The following is a 17,249-nucleotide window of genomic DNA, read 5'->3' on the forward strand; positions in this document are numbered from 1 at the left end:
CGGCGCGATGGATTCGGCAACCGGTCCTCAAAACGGTAGTTGGATGGCACAGCCCGGGCAGGAGACAAAATTATCCCGTCAGATCAATCGGGCTATGAAGGAAAACAGAACCGCATGTCGGGCGCGCTCAGGGCGGGCCGCGAATGGATATGACCTAGTGGCGGGCCATTCCCTGCGGGAGGGTTTTGATGAATACTGGTGTCATGCAACGCCTCCCTTTGTTCGATCTGACGCGGTATTGAGATTTGTAACTCAGTAGTTGGAGCTTGCCAAGCGGGTTTTTACAACCGGCTGGTGAGTGATGCGGAAACGCCACACCGGCTGGATGCGACGGTATAAACCGTGGCCGATGCGACGGACGCGCCGGCCACGATTTTATCAGGTTGGATGCACGGCGGAAAATCGGAATGGTGCCTGCCGTTGCCGCTCAGTCCATCTGCACATTCGCGTCCTTGACCACAGGTCCCCACTTGGCGATCTCAGCCGCAACGTGGGTTTTCAGTTCATCCGGCGAAGAGGCGACGATCTTGGCGCTGAAATCCGCCATGCGTGCGGCCACCGCCGGATCGGCAAGCGCCTTCTTGGCGGCGGCGTTCAGCTTGTCGACCACCTCGGCCGACGTGCCGGCGGGCGCAAAGAGCGCGTTCCAGGTATAGGTCTCATAACCAGGCACCGTCTCGGCGATGGTCGGCAGATCCGGGAAAGATGATGCACGCTCCTTGGTGGTGACGCCGAGCGCCCGCAACGTGCCGGATTTTATATGTCCCGATGAAGAGGGCAGATTGTCGAACATGATCGAAATCTGGTTGCCGAGCAGATCGTTGAGCGCCGGGCCGGCACCCTTATAAGGGACATGCTGCATGCTGACGCCGGCCATGCTCTTGAACAGCTCGCCGGAAAGATGCAGCGGGGTGCCGTTGCCGGAAGAGGCATAGGCATGTTTGTCCGGCTCGGCCTTCAGCAGGGCAATAAGCTCTGCGACGCTGTTGACGTTGAGCTTCGGATTGACGACCAGCACATTCGGCACCACCACCAGCAGCGAGACCGGCGTGAAATCCTTCTCCGGATCATAAGGCTTGGTCTTGAGAATAAGCGGGTTGAGAGCGTGGGTGGCAACCGTGCCCATCAGGATCGTGTATCCGTCGGGTTCGGCGCGGGCCACGCGGTCTGCACCAAGATTGCCGCCTGCGCCGGCGACATTTTCAACGACGATCTGCTGGCCGAGTTCATCACCCATCTTCTGCGCGATAACACGCGCGACCACATCGGTGGAACCGCCCGCCGCGAAAGGAACGACCAGAGTAATCGTTCGCTCGGGGAAGCCCTGCGCGCTCGCAGCCGTTCCCAGCATTCCCAAAGAAACCGCCGCGGCGGCAAGTTTCAGCACCGTGCGCCGTTTTGAAGACCGGTAAATCATGAACCCTCCTGTAACATGGCCTCCTCGCCATGGGCGCATAGTAGCTCAAATGCACCTCAGGGCAACCCGCCGGGGACCGGACGCTTCCGGCGGGTTTCAGGAGAAAGAGGATTCGTTACGCTTTGAGGCGCTCGTCGATGACCCGCCAGTTCACCAGCTTGTCGAGCACGGCGCGGATATGTTCGGCCTTGCGGTTTTCATAATCCACGTAATAGGCATGCTCCCATATATCGATGCCGAGATAGGCCGGGCGGCCGACAGCGACGGGGTTCTTGCCGTCCTCATATCCGATCAGCGCGAGCTTGTTGCCGTCGTCACGCGTCAGCCACACCCAGCCGGTGCCGAAGACCGTATCGGAGACATCGACCGCACGTTTGATGAAACCGTCATAGTCACCGAAGGTCTCGTTTACCGAAGCGGCAAGATCACCCGTCGGCCGGTTCGGTCCGCCCGGGACGAATTGGTCCCAATAGGCGACATGGTTCCAGGCCTGCGCGGCATTGTTGAAGATTTTGACATCAGCCGCCTCTTTTGATTTGGCGGACTGCGTGACGATATCAACCAGTTCCATGTCGGCATAAGGCGTGCCGGCAGCGAGCGTATTCAGCTTGTCGTAATAGGCCTTGTGGTGTTTTCCATAATGCAGACCCACGGTCTTCGCCGAGATGACCGGCGCGAGATCGGCTTCGGCAAAGGGAAGCCCGGGCTGCGTCAGGGGCAGTGCGGCGCGCGCGACATGCGGGCGGGGAAAGATTGCAGCGGCAGCAGTTGCTGCGCCGGCGGTGAGAACGGTGCGTCTGGTGATGTCCATCATATCCTCCTTATGAACGGTGATATGGGACTAACCCCAAACTACGGCCCGGGTTTCCTCACGCTGAATGCAATTCTGTCGCAGGTCATGGAGATGAGAGGCGGCGGGCGCTGTATTCACGCCCTGCCGGGGCGGGATGCGGGATGGGTTGACCGCCCCATATGAGAAAGGCCCTCCCGGCTGGAGAGGGCCTTACCCGATCAATATCGATAATAGTCGCGGCGGTCGCGGTAGTCGCGATAGTCTCTGCGGTCGCGCCACTCACGCCATTCCCGTCTGGCCTGACGCTCACGCCATTCACGGCGGCCTTCCCAGCGGTCGCGACGGTCCCAGCCACGCTCATACCGGGGCGGACCATTCGGACGGCAATAGCCGCGGGGTGACAGGTGAAAGCCGCGTCCGCAGGCATAATCCACCGTTTGAATGTGGGATGCCGAGGGTGCAGACGGTTGGCCCACAGGCATGGCATTCGCACCGGTGCCGAACAGGGCGCCGAAAATCAGTCCGGCGGTTAAAATCATCTTGCGCATCTTATTTCCCTCCTTGTGGGATGGGGGGATTTAGCGCTCTGCCGGGTGAACTGTGGCTGAATGAATCGTGATCTTTTCGTGGCAGCAGCCACAGTTGCGCCGAACATTACGGCCTCCGGGCGGAACCCTGCGGAGGCTCGGACATTTACCAGTGCAAGCCAAACAAAATGGGAGAGCACCGATGGATTGGAATCGCGTTGAAGGCAACTGGAAGCAGATGAAGGGTAAGATCAAGGAGCAGTGGGGTAAACTCACCGACGACGATCTTGACGTCATCAACGGCAAACGCGAGCAGCTCGAAGGCAAGATCCAGGAGCGCTACGGTTACGAAAAGGACCGCACCAGGAAAGATATCGACGACTGGTATGGACGCCAGACCTGGTAAGACGAGACCCCGCTTCGGCGGGGTTTTTCTTTGCGCGGGATTTCCCGGTCAGCTGGCCACGGCCAGAACAGCAGCGATGACGATCAGCAGCGGCCCCATCCATCTGAAATGACGAACAACCGGCGGCTGACTAGCCGTGTTTTTTGACAGCGGCAGATAACCAAAGCCGACACATGTCATCCACAGGCCTGCGCAAAACATGATGAATTCGTCAATATAGGCTGCGATCATCGCTCCCCTCCCTCCTAATTATCGCGGTCATCCTATCTGCCCGGAAACCGCTTTGGTAGAGCCCCCTGCGCCTTCGGATCACCCGGGGGCACAGAGGGCGGCAAGACCGGCCGGCATCAACCGTCACGAAAGCGTTATGGAAAGACATTAGAACCGCCGCCGGCCCGTTCAAAAAATGCACGGCTGTGCAACTGATGGCCAGAGCCTTTCCCGTCCATCTCTCAAGCCTCAGCGCTCAGAGTTCCACTCGCGCCGAAAACATCGGAGACATAGATGAAACGCCGCACCTTTATGATGTCCGCCGCAGGCGCCGCCGCCGGTCTCGCCCTTGCACCGCGCATGAGTTTTGCTGCTCCGGGCACGATCGACTGGTACACCAGTTCGGATACGAATATCCTCGATTTCTGGTCCAATACGATCAAGCCCGCTTTTGAAGCCGCCAATCCCGGCCTGAAGCTCAACCTCGTCGATGCCGGCGACAGCGCCGGCATCATGGCCATCGGCGAGCGCGCCATCGCCGCAAAGCAGACGGGCACCGATCCGCAGGCAGATTATTTCGAAACGGCCGATCCGCTGCTTCCCACCGGCGCCATCGATGCCGGCATCTACGTGAACATGGCAAAGGCCGGCCTTTCCAATTATTCGCGCGTCAACCCGCTTGCCATCCGCAGCGAATACAGCCTGCCCTATCGCGGCAGCCAGGTTCTGCTCGCCTATGACACCAGCAAGCTCAAGCCGGCGGACGCACCGAAGACCTGGGATGAACTCGTCAAGTGGATCAAGGCAAATCCCGGCCAGTTCGTTTATAACCGTCCCGACAAGGGCGGCTCCGGCGGCAACTTCGTCCGCCGCGCCATCCATCAGGCCAACGGTCTCGATCCCAAGGCCTTTACGGTTGATAATTACACCCAGGAAGCCGGCGACAAGGCTCTGGGCAAGGCATGGGCGCTGCTGACAGATATCGCCCCGTCGCTCTATGACAAGGGCGCATACTCCTCCGGCAACACGCAGTCGCTGCAGCTTCTTTCCCAAGGCGTCGTCACCATGACCCCCGTCTGGTCCGATCAGGTGCTGAAGGCTATCGATCAGGGCGTTCTGCCGAAGGAAACCGGCCTCGTCCAGCTTCAGGATCTGGCGCTCTGCGGTGATTTCTCGCGCGCCGTGGTGCTTGCTAACGGCGCCAATCGTGATGCGGCCCTGAAGCTTGCCAATTTCGTGCTGTCCGAAGAAATTCAGGGCGCGATCCTCAACGAGCTGGGCGGCTTCCCCGGCGTTTCCTGGGACCATGTGTCGGCCGACCTGCGCAAGCGTTTTGCCGACATCATTCCGCAGACCATTCCGACCTTCCCGGCCGGCAAATGGGAAACCGCCATCAATGATGGCTGGTACCGCAACGTCGCTCCCAACGTTAACCGCAAATCGTGACCGAGGTCGCAGAGGGAGCGGTTCGCCCGCTCATTGACAATACAGCAGGCAGGAGGCCCATCGGCCTCCTGCTCGTCGCCATTCCCGTGTTCCTGATGATCTGGCTCGTCATCTGGCCTGCCATCAACGCCATCGGCCGCACCGTGTGGCGCACCGGAACCGATGGTGAAACGAGTTTCGACCTTTCGAGCTACGCCTTCTTCTTCTCAGATCGCTACAGTCTCGACAATCTTGCCGTGACATTGTGGACGACGATGGTCTGCGCCATCCTCCTGCTGGTCATCTGCCTGCCGATCGCGCTTTACCTTCGCTTTTCGCGTGGTCGTCTTTCGGCCTATGTGCAGGCGCTTGCCATCTTCCCGATGTTCGTGCCCTCCATCATCCTCGCCTTCGCCTTCATCCGCGTTCTGGGCCCCAACGGCATGGTGGACATCTTGCTCAATGCGGTCGACCTGCCGAAAATCCGCACGCCCTATCTCACGCCCTGGGGGCCGGTCATCGGTCTTGTCTGGGACAATATTCCGCTGACGGTTCTCATCCTGCTCGCGGGCCTCGGCAGCGTCGCCAACCAGTCGGTGGAGGCGGCGCGGGATGTGGGCGCAAACGCGCTGCAGGTCTTCTGGCACATCATCCTGCCGCGCATTTCCAATTCCATTCTCGTGGCGCTTTCCTTTTCGGTGCTGGGCATTTTTTCTTCCTTCACCCTGCCCTATCTCTTGGGCCCGGCCTCTCCCGAAATGCTCGGCCCCTTCATGCAGCGCACGCTGCGCGAAGTGCAAGACCCCATCGGCGCCATGACCCAGGCCGTCATCGCTTTCGGTTTCTGCATCGCTTTCGGCCTGTTCTACGTGCGTTCGGTCGCGCGCAACCAGGGGAAATGACATGACGACGCTGACGCGGGCGCGAGCCCGCATCGACTGGCCCGGCATCTTTTTCGCCACCCTTCTCACCATCGCCATCGTCGGGCCTCTGCTTGTGGTGGGCACCTGGGCATTCACTGAGGTCTGGCGTTTTCCCAATGTCATTCCCCAGCAGTTCGGTTTCCGTTTCTGGGGCCAGACGCTGGGGCGCGCCGACGTCTGGAACGCCCTGATGCTGAGCCTTCGGCTGACAACGGTGGTGACGCTGCTTTCGGCGCTGATCTGCCTTCCCGCCGCCTATGCCTTTGCGCGCATGAGCTTTCCCGGTCGCAACCTGCTGTTCTTCTCCTTCCTGGCCGGCCACGCCTTCCCGAAATTCGGGCTTCTGGTGGCGATTGCCGCCATTTTCCTGCAGCTCAACCTCATCGGCACCTTCTGGGGCGTTGTTCTCATCCAGCTCGTCGGTACGCTGATGTTCATGATCTGGATTCCCGTGGCGGCATTCCAGGCCGTCGACCGACGCATGGAAGAGGCGGCCCGTGATGTCGGCGCCAGTCCGCTCCGGGTCTTCTGGTCGATTACCCTGCCGCAGGCGGGACCGACCATCGCCGCCGCCGTTTTGCTCAGCTTCGTTGGCACTTTTTATGAGACCGAAGGCGCATGGCTCATCGGTGCGCCGGGCATCCGCACGATGCCGGTGCTGATGATCAGCTATATCAACAACCAGATGGTCATCCAGTACGGCGCGGTTCTGTCCGTGCTGCTCTGGGTGCCGTCCTTCATTGCCCTCATGTTCGCCCGCCGCGTCATCGGTGGCGGTGCATTCGCCCGCGGTTTCGGCGGTTAGGAAATCATCATGTCCGTACTTCACATCCGCGAGATATCGAAAACCTATACCGGCGGCACCAAGGCAGTCGACAGTTTCTCGCTCGATGTCGCCGATGGCGAGCTCGTTTGCCTTCTCGGGCCTTCCGGTTCGGGCAAATCGACGCTGCTGCGTATGGTCGGCGGTTTCGAGCAGCCGACGGGCGGGCAGATTACCATCGATGGCGAAGATGTGACCCACCTGCCACCGGAGCGGCGGCCGACCGGCATGGTGTTCCAGAGCCACGCGCTCTGGAGCCACATGAACGTCTTCAAAAACCTCGCTTTCGGCCTCAAGCTGCGCCATATGCCGGCTGCCGTGATCAAAGAGAAAGTGGAGGCCGTGCTCGAGCTCGTCGGGCTTTCCGGTTATGGAGAGCGCGCCACCAGCCAGCTCTCCGGTGGCCAGCAGCAGCGCGTGGCGCTTGCCCGCTCGCTGGTTCTCGAACCGAAAATCCTCCTGCTCGACGAACCCTTCGCCAGCCTCGACCAGCATCTGCGCGAGCGGTTGCGGGAAGAGGTGCGTGATATCCAGCAGCGTCTCGGCATCACCACGCTGTTCGTCACCCACGGGCAGGACGAGGCCCTTTCCATGGCCGACCGCATCGTCGTGATGGCAAATGGCAAGACCGAACAGATCGACCGGCCTAACGTCATCTACCGCGAACCGCAGACCCCTTTCGTCGCCGGCTTCATCGGCACCATGAACCTGATAGAGGGTGCGGTTTCAGACGGAAATTTCACGCGCGCCGATTTTACCCTTCCGCTTCCCGTCTCCGATGGCCCGGCCATTCTCGCCGTCCGCCCGGAAGCCATCGATCTGACGATTTCCGAAACGCCGGAAGCGCACGTCCACCGGGTGACGGATTACGGCACCCACGGCCTTGTCGACCTTGATCTCGCCGATGGTACAAGGATCAAATCCATGGTCGCCCATCCGGATATGTTCCGGGCGGGACAGGGCGTACAGATTTCGCCCCGTGCCGTCACGGCCTATCGCGACAACCGCCCAATCTATCGGAGCTGACATGAACCAGCCGATCCTTATCGAACGCGACGGCCACAGGACCTGGCTCAAATGGCATCGCGCCCGCCGCCGCGCTAGCGATCCAGTCTTCACCGGCGAGCGCATCATCGAGGCGATGCGCCTTGGTGCGAGCATCGAAGTCGATCTCGTCATTCATGCCGATCACGGCTGCGCCGTTTTGCATGACCGGACGCTGGAACGGGAAACCACCGGCACCGGCCGAGTGCACGACACATCCGCCGCTGCGCTGCGTCAGCTTCACCTGCGCGACAATGGCGGCCAGCCGATCGCTTCGAAGGTGATGCTGCTCGAAGACCTCTGCGCCCTGCTCGCGCACGAGACCGTGCATCGCGACGCCCTGTTGCAGCTCGATTTCAAGGAGGACCTACAGGCGCTTACCCCGCAGGTGGTCGCCGGTTTCGGAGCAAGCGTTTCGCCCATAGCAAGCTCGGTGATCCTGTCCGGCGGCGATTTCGACGCCATCGCCATGCTGGCCGGCTCAGCGCCGGGACTTCGCACCGGATATGACCCCTGCCATCGCGGCACGCTTGCTCAACTGAAGGCAAGCGGAAACTATCTGGGTTTCATTGAAGACGCTCTCGCCACCGCGCCCGATGCCGGGATGATCTATCTCGACTACGCGATCGTACTTGCTGCCGAGGATGCCGGTGTCGATATCATCGCCCCGATCCATGCCGCCGGCCGCCGGGTCGACGCCTGGACAATCAACAGCGTCACGCCGCAATCCATAGAACAGGTCGAGCGTCTCTTGCGGCTTAAGGTGGACCAGATCACCACCGATGATCCGGAAGGGCTCGCCGAGGTTTTCAGCCGATGACAGTCAATTACAGCGCCATCCTCGACCATATGGTCGCCACCGTCCGCGAGGCCGGCGCATTGACGCTCGACCATTTCAGGCGCTTCCGCGACATCGAGATCGGCGTCAAGGGACCGGGGGATTTCGTTTCCGATGCGGACCGGGATTCCGAGACACTGATCCGTGAGCGCCTGCTCGGACAATATCCCTGGGGACTGACCGGCGAGGAATTCGCACCTGTCGAAGGGGCGGATCAGGATCATCGCTGGCTGGTCGATCCCATCGATGGCACCACCAATTTCCTCTTCGGCCAGCACTATACCATCACCATCGCGCTTCGCCGCGGCAATGAAACGATCTGCGGGCTGGTCTATAATCCCGTTTCCGACGAGATGTTCACCACGATCAAGGGAGACGGCGCCTATCTCAATGGCGAGCGCCTGCGGGTCAATGCCAGCACGGATGTCGCGCTCATGTGTGTCGGCACCGGCCTGCCCACGCCCAATCTCCAGCTTTATCCCGGCGCCTATCAGCGCCTTGACGCCATTCGCGCGCAGATCGGCGCGGTTCGTGTTGTCGGCAGCGCCGCCAATTCCTGCGCTTACGTCGCCTGCGGACGGCTTACCGGTTATTACGAGGAGACGGGATTCGTCGACACGGCAGCCGGCATTCTCCTTGTTCAGGAGGCCGGCGGCATTGTGACCGACTGGTGGGGTCGCGGACCGGAATTCTATGAGAAGACCGGAACGCTGATCGTCGCCAATGCCGCGACCCATGCCTATCTGATGGAGCATCTGCGCGGCGTTTCGCCCAAGAACCCCTTATAACGGTTTCTTCGTCGAAACATTCCGCGCTGCCGTAATCGTCTCAGGCTATCTGCACCATGTGGCCGGGCGATACGGTCCTGTAGTTTCGCGTCGGTGTTTCATATCCCATTGCCCGTATCGGGCTCTTCAGCTCGTCATTGGATATGCCACGCCTTATCCCGCGTCTTGCCGGGTCCGGCACCGGAACGGCCGCCATCAGCTTTTTCGTATAGGCATGTTGCGGATTGTCGAAAACGGCGGCGCGCGGCCCGATCTCCACGATCTCGCCGAGATACATCACCGCGACACGATGGCTGACGCGCTCCACGACAGCCATGTCATGGCTGATGAACAGGAAGGCGAGGTTGAGGCTCTGCTGCAGGTCGAGCAGCAGGTTGCAGACCTGCGCCTTGATCGAAACATCGAGCGCCGAGACGCTTTCATCGGCAACGATGACCTTCGGATCGAGGGCCAGTGCCCGGGCAATCGCGATGCGCTGTCGCTGACCACCCGAAAATTCGTGCGGGTAGCGGCTGGCCATATCGGCGGACAGGCCGACCTTTTCGAGAAGATCGGCAGTCTTTTCCTTGGCCTGCTTGGCGCTGCCCAGCCTGTGCTTGATGAAGGGCTCGGAAATTGCCGTGCCCACCGTCATGCGCGGATTGAGCGACGAGAACGGGTCCTGAAAGATCATCTGCACCGATTTGCGCATGTTGCGCAGGCCGACGTTATCGAGGCGCATCACATCGTAACCGTCGAGGGACACATCGCCGGACGACGGCTCCACGAGGCGCATGATCGAGCGGCCGGTGGTGGATTTTCCGCAACCGGATTCACCCACCAGCGACAGCGTTTCTCCTTGAAACAGATCGAAGGAAACGTTCTCGACGGCGTGAACCGCACCCGTCTGGCGCGCCAGCAGGCCGGAGCGGATGGGAAAACGCGTCACAAGGTTCTTGACCGACAGAACCGGCGTCTGGCCGCCTGCAACCGTCTCGGCCACCTCCTCCGGCTCGGTCGAAAGGCCGGTTTTCATGTCGAGAACCGGAAAACGCGTCGGCCATTGCCGGTTACGCATAGAACCGAGCTTCGGCACCGCCGAAAGCAGCGCCCGCGTATAGGGATGTTTGCCGCGCCGGAATATGTCCTCCGTCGGCCCGGTCTCGACCTCATCGCCGCGATACATCACGATCGTGCGGTCAGCGATTTCGGCCACCACACCCATGTCATGGGTGATGAAGAGCACCGACATGCCCTCCTCTTCCTGCAGCAGCTTGATGAGATCGAGGATCTGGCCCTGAATGGTAACGTCGAGCGCCGTCGTCGGCTCGTCGGCGATCAGCAGTTTCGGCCGTGAGGCGAGCGCCATGGCAATCATCACACGCTGGCGCATGCCGCCCGAAAACTGATGCGGATATTCGTCAAAACGGCTGGCCGCATTGGGAATGCGGACCTTCTCCAGAAGCCGCACCGTCTCCGCCCGCGCCTCCTGCTTCGAAAGCCCCTTGTGGCGGATGAGGACTTCGGAAATCTGACGGCCGATGGTGAAGATCGGATTGAGCGAGGTCATCGGCTCCTGAAAGATCATCGAGATATCGTTGCCGCGCACGCCACGCATCTCTTTTTCGGAAAGCGCCAGCAGATTGCGCCCGTTGAGCAGGACTTCCCCTTCTATCCGGCTGGAGGCCGGGGCAAGCAGGCGCATCAGTGATAGCGACGTCACGGATTTACCGGAGCCGGACTCGCCGACAATCGCAACGGTTTCACCGGGCGCGACATCGAAGGACACATTGCGCACCACGCTTTTCCAGGCGCCATCGACGAGGAAGGAGGTGGTCAGGTTGCGGACGGAGAGGACAGGTTTTATCTCCATGGTCTTACCGCCCTACCGCATAGGCCTGCATCAGCCGCGGGGTTGCGGCGGCGCGCAAGAGGCCGTCCGCATCCCGCCGCGCGGCGGTGAGCCTCCCGACGGACCATGCATCGGCAACCGTGACACGGTGTCCGCGACGGCGAAGCTCCTGTAAGGTCGCTTCACCCACGGTGCTTTCCACGGTGATTTCCCCCGGCGAGCTGGTGCGCGGATAAAACGAGCCCGGAAAATGCGCGGTGTGGAACAACGGCATATCTATCGCGGCCTGCAGGTTCTTGCCGTGATGGGCATAACGCAGGAAGAAGGGTAGTTGCCACTGGTCCTGCTGGTCGCCGCCCGGCGTACCGAAGACCATGGCGGGACGGCCCTGATGCAGCGCAAGCGAGGGCGTCAGCGTCGTGCGCGGGCGCTTGCCCGGCGCAAGCGAGGTCGGCAGCCCCTCCTTCAGCCAGAACATCTGGGCGCGGGAATTGAGCGCGAAACCGAGACCCGGCACGATGGGCGAGGATTGCAGCCAGCCGCCCGAAGGCGTAGTGGAGACCATGTTGCCCCAGCGGTCGATGACGTCGATATGGACCGTGTCTCCGCGCTTTTCCGTCAGATGCGACATGGTCGGCTCGTAGACGGTGCCGGTGCCGCTCATTTCGGCCAGCATGGCTATGGTGGCATCCACCTGCTTTTCGTAACCCGGCACGGTGCCCGGACGCAGTTCCAGCGACGCCTCGCTGCCGATCAGCGTGCGGCGTCCGGCATTGTAACCTTCGGAGAGAAGATATTCAGTCGGTATCTGGCCGAATTCAGGGTCGCCATAATAGACCTCGCGATCGGCATAAGCGAGCTTCATGGCTTCGACGATGGTGTGGATAAAATCGGGACCGGACGGCTCCATGGCCGCAATATCGAAGCCCTTCAGCAGCGCAAGCGATTGCAAGAGAACCGGACCCTGCCCCCAGGCGGGCGTCTTGGCAATCGTCCAGTCTTGATAGTCGAACGTCTGCGGCGCTTCGACGGTCGCGCTCCAGTCCGCCATATCCTGCGCCGTCAGCACGCCCTTGTGCCTTGCGCCGCTGGCATCCATCACCTCTGCGGTCTTTACGTAACTGTCGATGGCTTCCGCTACGAAACCCCGATAGAAGGCATCGCGCGCCGCCTCGATCTGGTTTTCGCGGCCGGAGCGCGCTTCGGCTTCAGTGACGATCCGCTGATAGGTGGCGGCGAGAACCGGGTTGCGGAAACTGGCGTGAGGTTCGGGTGCCGCGCCGCCTGGCAGCCATGTCTTATGGGATGTCGGCCATTCCTTCTCGAAGAAATCGGCCAGCCCCTTGATGGTGGCGGAGACACGCGGCAACGTCGGATGCCCGTGCTCGGCATAATAGATTGCGGGTTCCAGCACTTCGCGCACGCTCATCGTGCCATAGTCGCGCAGCATCAGCATCCAGCCGTCGAAGGCGCCGGGTATGACGGTTGCGAGCAGCCCGTCGCCGGGGATCAGCTTCAGGCCTTCCGAAGTGTAATGTTCAATCGTGGCACCACTCGGGGCCGGGCCCTGTGCGCAGATGACTTCCACCTTGTCCTTCTGCTTGGAATAAAACACCGCGGGCATATCTCCGCCCGGGCCACACAAATGCGGCTCGACAATCTGCAGGACGAAACCGGTGGCCACGGCGGCATCAAAAGCATTGCCGCCCTTTTCGAGGATCGCCATGCCAACGGCCGATGCGATCCAGTGCGTCGAGGTGACGACGCCGAAGGTGCCAAGGATTTCAGGGCGTGTGGTGAATTCATTCATTCCGATATTCCTTGTAAAAAATCATGCTTCGCGCGGATCGAGCGCGTCGCGCAGGCCGTCGCCGAGAAGATTGAAACCGATGACGACGAGGAAGATGGCGATGCCGGGCCACATCGTCATCCACGGCGCCTGGCTCAGGAAATTCTTCGCGGTATTCAGCATCGAACCCCAGGATGGGGCCGGCGCCTGCTGGCCGAGACCGAGGAAGGAAAGGCTCGCCTCCGCAATGATGGCGGTCGCCACCGTCAGCGTCGCCTGCACGATGATGGGGGCAAAGACATTCGGCAGGATGTAACGCGTCATGATGTCGATGTGGTTGAGGCCGATGGACCTCGCCCCCTCGACATAGTCCTCCATCTTGACGGCAAGCACCTGTCCGCGCGTCAGCCGCACGAAGATCGGCATGGCGGAAAGGCCGATGGCGATCATCGCATTGGTAAGGCTCGGGCCGAGAAAGGCGGCGAGCGCGATTGCCATGATCAGGAAGGGCATGGCGAGCAGCGCTTCGGTGATGCGGGAGATGACCATATCCACCCAGCCGCCGAAATAACCTGAAATCAGGCCAAAGGGCACGCCGATCACAACCGCGATCATCACCGAGACGACGCCGGCCATCAGCGAGGCGCGGGCGCCATAGATCATGCGGGAAAGGATGTCTCGGCCGAGATCGTCGGTGCCGAGCCAGTGCGCCGCCGACGGCGCCTTGCGGATGGCTGACCAGCTGGTCGCAACCGGATCGGCAATCGGCAGGATCGGCGCGGCGATGGCAAGTACGGCGAAAAACAGCACGATGATCATGCCGACAAGCGCCGATTTGTTGCGCTTCATTTTTTTCCAGGCGCGGCTTTCCTGCCGTGTCGCCGGTACGGATAGATTTTGATCGAGAACGGTCATGATATCAGGCCTCAGATCGTCGCCCTGAGGCGGGGGTTAAGCAGGACATAGGCAATGTCGGCCAGCAGGTTCATGAGGATGAAACCGACGGCGGTGCATAAAACGATGCCCTGCACGACGGCATAGTCACGGGTGAAAACCGCATCGACCGTCATCTTGCCGAAACCGGGAATGGTGAATATCTGCTCCGTCAGAACCGCACCGGCCAGCAGCTCCCCGAAGAGCAGCGCCAGCAGCGTGATGACGGGAAGAAGCGCATTGCGGAAACTGTGCGACAGGATGATCTCGCGCGGCGAAAGTCCCTTGGCGCGGGCGGTTCGGATATAGTCCGAACTCAAGACCGCAACCATCGCAGACCTCGTGTGCCGCATCAGCGTTGCCGCAAGCGCATTGCCCAGCACGAAGGCGGGCATGATCATCGTTTCGATGGAACGGACAGGGTCCACGAAGATCGATTCATAACCGGATGCCGGCAACCAGCCGAGTTTTACCGAGACCAGCAGGATCAGCATGATGCCGAGCCAGAAATTCGGGATCGACAGGCCGGAAAGCGCAACGATATTGGCGGTGTAATCGATCCAGGTATTCTTCTTGACGGCGGCCAGAATGCCGATGGGGATGCCGATCACCATGGCGAAGAACATCGCCATGACAGCCAGCTGAATGGTGACCGGCAGCTTCTGGCCGATCAGTTCCAGCACCGGCTGGTTGGACCGCAGCGAAATACCGAAATCGCCGGTCATCACGCCGCCCAGCCAGTTGATATATTGCAGCGGCACGGGGTCGTTGAGGCGATATTTCTCCCGCAGGAATTCGATCGTCGCGGGATCGCGCTCCTCACCCGCCATGGCGAGAACCGGATCCCCCGGCAGGAGTTTCTGCAGCGAGAAAACGAAGATGGAAATGATGAGAAGCGTCGGGATCGCGACCAGCAGTCGCTTGCCGATATAAACAGGCATGGCATTGCCCCCGTTTGTGTCCGGTCTGGGGGCCGCACGGCAAGCCGTGCGGCCTATGCGAAACGGTCAATCCTTGGAAACGCCGAGAAGGCGGATCATACCGTCAGGCGACGGCGCCCAGCCCTTGACCTTGCTGGAAATGGCATAGGCATAGGGCTGGTGGCCGAGATAGATGATCGGCATGTCGTCGTTGAGGATGACGCTTGCGGCATCATATTTTTCCTTGCGGACTGCATCTTCGGTCGAGGCGCGGGCCTCGTTCAGCAGCTTGTCGACCTCGGGATTGCAATATTTCACATCGTTGATGCCGCCCTTGCAGGTGACGAACTGATGCAGGTTGCCATCGGGATCGATACGTCCCGACCAGTCTGAACGGCTGAGCTGGTAATTGCCGGCGGTCTGCTCGGACAGGAGTGTGGCAAATTCGGTGGCCTTCAGGGTGACGTTGAAGCCAGCCTCGGCCGCCATGGACTGGATGACCTGCATCATCTGCGTCTGCGTGGTGTTGTTGGCGTGCTGAAGCTCGACATCGAGCGTCTCGTAACCCGCCTCCTTCATCAACTGCTTGGCCTTGTCGATATCGCGCGGCGGCACCGGCAGGTTCTGGTTGAACCAGGGGCTTGAGGGTGGGAAAGCCTGATTGCCGCCCTTTGACGTCCCTTCGAAGACGATCTGGCCGATCGCCTCTCGGTCGATCGCATAGGAGAATGCCTGGCGCAGGCGCTTGTCCTTGCCGAGCGGATTGTCCGCACGCGCGCCATTGTTCATGTTGACATACATGGCCATGTAACCCGGTCCGATGACATCGGCATAGGTCAGTTTGGGGTCGTTCCTGACGGATTCCGCATCGGAAGCCGAGATGCGCTCGGCGATATCGAGGTCGCCTGCGCGAAGGTTCGCAAGCTTCACGGTGGTGTCGGGGATCGGCAGATAGACGATCTTATCAACGAGGACCTTGTCCTTGTCCCAATAATCCGCGAACTTCTCGAGCACGATGCGATCCTGCTGGATGCGCTCGACGAATTTGAACGGCCCGGCGCAGACCGGCTTGGAGCCGAAATTCGCACCCAGTTCCTTGGCCGCTTTCGGCGCGACGATCATGCCGGCGCGGTCGGAAAGCTGCGCCAGCAGGGTGACGTCAGGCGTCTTCAGCGTAAATTTGACTTCCAGCGGCCCTGTCGCCTCGACCTTCTCGACGGACGATAGCTCGCTCTTGCGGCGGGATTCCGGCAGCGTCATGTTGCGCTCGATAGTGGCGACGACAGCAGCTGCATCGAGCTTCTCACCATCGTGGAATTTCACGCCATCACGGATCTTCATCGTCAGAACCTTGCCGCCTTCGGACCAGGCCCATTCGGTGGCAAGCTGGGGCACGATCTTCATGTCCTGCGAGATATCCACCAGCTTGTCGCACATGGCGGTGTAGACGATGCGGCCGACGAAGGTGCGCGACTGTGCTGGATCGAGCACATCAGCATCGTCGTTCAGGCCGATGCGCAATTCGGAGGATAGCGCCGGCGTGGTCAGGAATGCGCTCGCCAACAGCGCAGCAGTCAATGTCTGGATTTTCTTCATGTTCGTTCCTCTGGTCTGGTTATTTTGACTTTTTGTCATTGGCCGCCCCTGACGGGGCGACAGTTTTCATCCGTGGCCTTAAGAAGCCTCGGTCAGCGAATTATCGGCGCCGGCCGTATTGCCCTCCCCGGATCCCTCTTCCAGAAAGCCGAGCGAGGTGGCGCGGATCAGCCTTTCCTGATGCATGAGAAGATGCTGGCGCATGGCTTCACCGGCACGCGCTGGATCGCGATCGGCGATGGCGTCGACAATGGCCATGTGCTGTTCGAAAGACGCCCTCACATTTGTTCCGCTGCGCCGGGCGAGTTCCCGTATCGACTGCCAGGCATCATCCTGGCGGACACGATTGATGACATCGAAAATCGAGAGAAACAGCTTGTTGCCGGCACTCTGGGCGATCTGGCGATGGAGCGAGCCATCCCACAATTCCTTGGCATCTGCATCCGTGCTCTGGCCGGTCTTTTCCACCAGCGCCCGCATGCGCTCCACCTCGGCCGGCTTGGCGCGCATCGCCGCTAGCTGCGCCAGCTGCGGTTCGATGCGCAGGCGCACCTCCATGATTTCCATGAAATCCGTACCGGCGACCAATTCCGTGACCTGGGCGGACCAATCATCAGGTTTTTCACCCACAAAGGTTCCGGCCCCCTGCCGCCGCCAGATGAGGCCTTCGGCTTCCAGAACCTCCAGCGCGCGGCGGATCGACCGACGGCCGACGTTAAAAGTCTCCGCAAAGGCCCGTTCCGTCGGCAGACGGCCATCCCTGACGAGATGATTCGCCTGAATATATTCACGCAACCGCGCCAGCGCGTAGTTGGAATTGTCGTTAGGGCCTGCTGCCACACCGCACCATTTGCTTGAACCAATCTTGTATTGGTTCATTTGGTGAGAAATTTTCGCCGACGTCAAGCGCATTTTTGAGCGACAATTTCTGACGCTCAAAATATGGGCATGTGGCGTTTTTTTGACTGTGGAGATAGGACGCAGGG

17 protein-coding genes are annotated in these 17,249 nt (G+C 60.7%); 7 read left to right on the top strand and 10 right to left on the bottom strand.

Translation table 11 applies throughout. The features are described from left to right. Positions 1-427: 427 nt before the first annotated feature. The 3 genes from V6R85_RS18640 to V6R85_RS18650 all read right to left on the bottom strand — a co-directional run bounded on the left by V6R85_RS18640 (position 428) and on the right by V6R85_RS18650 (position 2,758). Positions 428-1,417 carry a Bug family tripartite tricarboxylate transporter substrate binding protein gene (locus V6R85_RS18640; RefSeq protein WP_111784938.1) on the bottom strand — a complete coding sequence of 330 codons (990 nt, stop codon included), beginning with the start codon at positions 1,415-1,417 and terminating at the stop codon, positions 428-430. A gap of 115 nt (positions 1,418-1,532) precedes the next feature. Next, positions 1,533-2,228: a superoxide dismutase gene (locus V6R85_RS18645; RefSeq protein WP_087747063.1), complete on the bottom strand. Its 696-nt coding sequence runs from the start codon at positions 2,226-2,228 to the stop codon at positions 1,533-1,535. Positions 2,229-2,428: 200 nt separating this feature from the next. Next, positions 2,429-2,758, bottom strand: a complete 330-nt coding sequence (locus V6R85_RS18650; protein WP_080829994.1) for a GCG_CRPN prefix-to-repeats domain-containing protein — start codon at positions 2,756-2,758, stop codon at positions 2,429-2,431. A gap of 181 nt (positions 2,759-2,939) precedes the next feature. On the opposite strand from V6R85_RS18650, the gene V6R85_RS18655 reads away from it, so the two are divergent. Then, the gene (locus V6R85_RS18655; protein WP_003521659.1) at positions 2,940-3,143 is read left to right on the top strand and encodes a CsbD family protein; all 204 of its coding nucleotides are present in this window, start codon (positions 2,940-2,942) and stop codon (positions 3,141-3,143) included. Positions 3,144-3,191: 48 nt separating this feature from the next. Here the strand turns inward: V6R85_RS18655 and V6R85_RS18660 are convergent, their stop codons facing one another. Further along, positions 3,192-3,374, bottom strand: coding sequence for a hypothetical protein (locus V6R85_RS18660; protein WP_003505704.1), 183 nt, complete (start codon positions 3,372-3,374; stop codon positions 3,192-3,194). A 273-nt stretch (positions 3,375-3,647) separates the two neighbouring features. On the opposite strand from V6R85_RS18660, the gene V6R85_RS18665 reads away from it, so the two are divergent. The 6 genes from V6R85_RS18665 to V6R85_RS18690 are packed head-to-tail and all read left to right on the top strand — an operon-like array spanning position 3,648 to position 9,194. Further along, the gene (locus V6R85_RS18665; protein WP_003505702.1) at positions 3,648-4,799 is read left to right on the top strand and encodes an extracellular solute-binding protein; all 1,152 of its coding nucleotides are present in this window, start codon (positions 3,648-3,650) and stop codon (positions 4,797-4,799) included. Further along, positions 4,796-5,680, top strand: a complete 885-nt coding sequence (locus V6R85_RS18670; RefSeq protein ID WP_111784937.1) for an ABC transporter permease — start codon at positions 4,796-4,798, stop codon at positions 5,678-5,680. The genes V6R85_RS18665 and V6R85_RS18670 overlap by 4 nt, the downstream gene beginning before the upstream one ends. Position 5,681: 1 nt before the next feature. After that, complete coding sequence (locus tag V6R85_RS18675) at positions 5,682-6,506, top strand: ABC transporter permease (RefSeq protein WP_087747059.1); 825 nt, start codon at positions 5,682-5,684, stop codon at positions 6,504-6,506. Positions 6,507-6,515: 9 nt separating this feature from the next. Beyond that, the gene (locus tag V6R85_RS18680; RefSeq protein ID WP_111784936.1) at positions 6,516-7,550 is read left to right on the top strand and encodes an ABC transporter ATP-binding protein; all 1,035 of its coding nucleotides are present in this window, start codon (positions 6,516-6,518) and stop codon (positions 7,548-7,550) included. A gap of 1 nt (position 7,551) precedes the next feature. Continuing rightward, on the top strand, positions 7,552-8,388 hold the full coding sequence (locus V6R85_RS18685; protein ID WP_111784935.1) for a glycerophosphodiester phosphodiesterase: 837 nt from the start codon (positions 7,552-7,554) through the stop codon (positions 8,386-8,388). Further along, positions 8,385-9,194, top strand: coding sequence for an inositol monophosphatase family protein (locus V6R85_RS18690; protein ID WP_129565355.1), 810 nt, complete (start codon positions 8,385-8,387; stop codon positions 9,192-9,194). The genes V6R85_RS18685 and V6R85_RS18690 overlap by 4 nt, the downstream gene beginning before the upstream one ends. Positions 9,195-9,234: 40 nt before the next feature. On the opposite strand, the gene V6R85_RS18695 is transcribed toward V6R85_RS18690, so the two are convergent. The 6 genes from V6R85_RS18695 to V6R85_RS18720 form a co-directional block, all read right to left on the bottom strand. Beyond that, positions 9,235-11,046, bottom strand: coding sequence for an ABC transporter ATP-binding protein (locus V6R85_RS18695; RefSeq protein WP_020810971.1), 1,812 nt, complete (start codon positions 11,044-11,046; stop codon positions 9,235-9,237). Positions 11,047-11,050: 4 nt separating this feature from the next. Then, positions 11,051-12,835: a gamma-glutamyltransferase family protein gene (locus tag V6R85_RS18700; protein ID WP_111791433.1), complete on the bottom strand. Its 1,785-nt coding sequence runs from the start codon at positions 12,833-12,835 to the stop codon at positions 11,051-11,053. A 21-nt stretch (positions 12,836-12,856) separates the two neighbouring features. Then, positions 12,857-13,729 carry an ABC transporter permease gene (locus tag V6R85_RS18705; protein ID WP_003505690.1) on the bottom strand — a complete coding sequence of 291 codons (873 nt, stop codon included), beginning with the start codon at positions 13,727-13,729 and terminating at the stop codon, positions 12,857-12,859. Positions 13,730-13,740: 11 nt separating this feature from the next. Continuing rightward, positions 13,741-14,688 (bottom strand): ABC transporter permease, encoded by a 948-nt coding sequence (locus V6R85_RS18710; protein WP_080864422.1) that lies wholly within the window; start codon positions 14,686-14,688, stop codon positions 13,741-13,743. Between the two features lie 66 nt (positions 14,689-14,754). Further along, entirely contained in the window at positions 14,755-16,263 is a 1,509-nt protein-coding gene (locus tag V6R85_RS18715; RefSeq protein WP_031234031.1) for an ABC transporter substrate-binding protein, read from the bottom strand. A 78-nt stretch (positions 16,264-16,341) separates the two neighbouring features. Further along, a complete protein-coding gene (locus V6R85_RS18720) occupies positions 16,342-17,142 on the bottom strand; it encodes a FadR/GntR family transcriptional regulator (protein ID WP_080867391.1) in 801 nt (266 codons plus the stop codon). Positions 17,143-17,249: the final 107 nt, after the last annotated feature.

It is taken from the genome of Agrobacterium sp. CCNWLW32 (genome assembly GCF_037083425.1).
In the GTDB taxonomy this organism is placed as follows: Bacteria; Pseudomonadota; Alphaproteobacteria; order Rhizobiales; family Rhizobiaceae; genus Agrobacterium; species Agrobacterium radiobacter.

Coding starts and splice junctions, on each gene's coding strand:
- V6R85_RS18640 (WP_111784938.1), bottom strand. CDS start 1,417: ATGATTTACCGGTCTTCAAAACGGCGCACGGTGCTGAAACTTGCCGCC.
- V6R85_RS18645 (WP_087747063.1), bottom strand. CDS start 2,228: ATGGACATCACCAGACGCACCGTTCTCACCGCCGGCGCAGCAACTGCT.
- V6R85_RS18650 (WP_080829994.1), bottom strand. CDS start 2,758: ATGCGCAAGATGATTTTAACCGCCGGACTGATTTTCGGCGCCCTGTTC.
- V6R85_RS18655 (WP_003521659.1), top strand. CDS start 2,940: ATGGATTGGAATCGCGTTGAAGGCAACTGGAAGCAGATGAAGGGTAAG.
- V6R85_RS18660 (WP_003505704.1), bottom strand. CDS start 3,374: ATGATCGCAGCCTATATTGACGAATTCATCATGTTTTGCGCAGGCCTG.
- V6R85_RS18665 (WP_003505702.1), top strand. CDS start 3,648: ATGAAACGCCGCACCTTTATGATGTCCGCCGCAGGCGCCGCCGCCGGT.
- V6R85_RS18675 (WP_087747059.1), top strand. CDS start 5,682: ATGACGACGCTGACGCGGGCGCGAGCCCGCATCGACTGGCCCGGCATC.
- V6R85_RS18680 (WP_111784936.1), top strand. CDS start 6,516: ATGTCCGTACTTCACATCCGCGAGATATCGAAAACCTATACCGGCGGC.
- V6R85_RS18685 (WP_111784935.1), top strand. CDS start 7,552: ATGAACCAGCCGATCCTTATCGAACGCGACGGCCACAGGACCTGGCTC.
- V6R85_RS18690 (WP_129565355.1), top strand. CDS start 8,385: ATGACAGTCAATTACAGCGCCATCCTCGACCATATGGTCGCCACCGTC.
- V6R85_RS18695 (WP_020810971.1), bottom strand. CDS start 11,046: ATGGAGATAAAACCTGTCCTCTCCGTCCGCAACCTGACCACCTCCTTC.
- V6R85_RS18700 (WP_111791433.1), bottom strand. CDS start 12,835: ATGAATGAATTCACCACACGCCCTGAAATCCTTGGCACCTTCGGCGTC.
- V6R85_RS18705 (WP_003505690.1), bottom strand. CDS start 13,729: ATGACCGTTCTCGATCAAAATCTATCCGTACCGGCGACACGGCAGGAA.
- V6R85_RS18710 (WP_080864422.1), bottom strand. CDS start 14,688: ATGCCTGTTTATATCGGCAAGCGACTGCTGGTCGCGATCCCGACGCTT.
- V6R85_RS18715 (WP_031234031.1), bottom strand. CDS start 16,263: ATGAAGAAAATCCAGACATTGACTGCTGCGCTGTTGGCGAGCGCATTC.
- V6R85_RS18720 (WP_080867391.1), bottom strand. CDS start 17,142: ATGAACCAATACAAGATTGGTTCAAGCAAATGGTGCGGTGTGGCAGCA.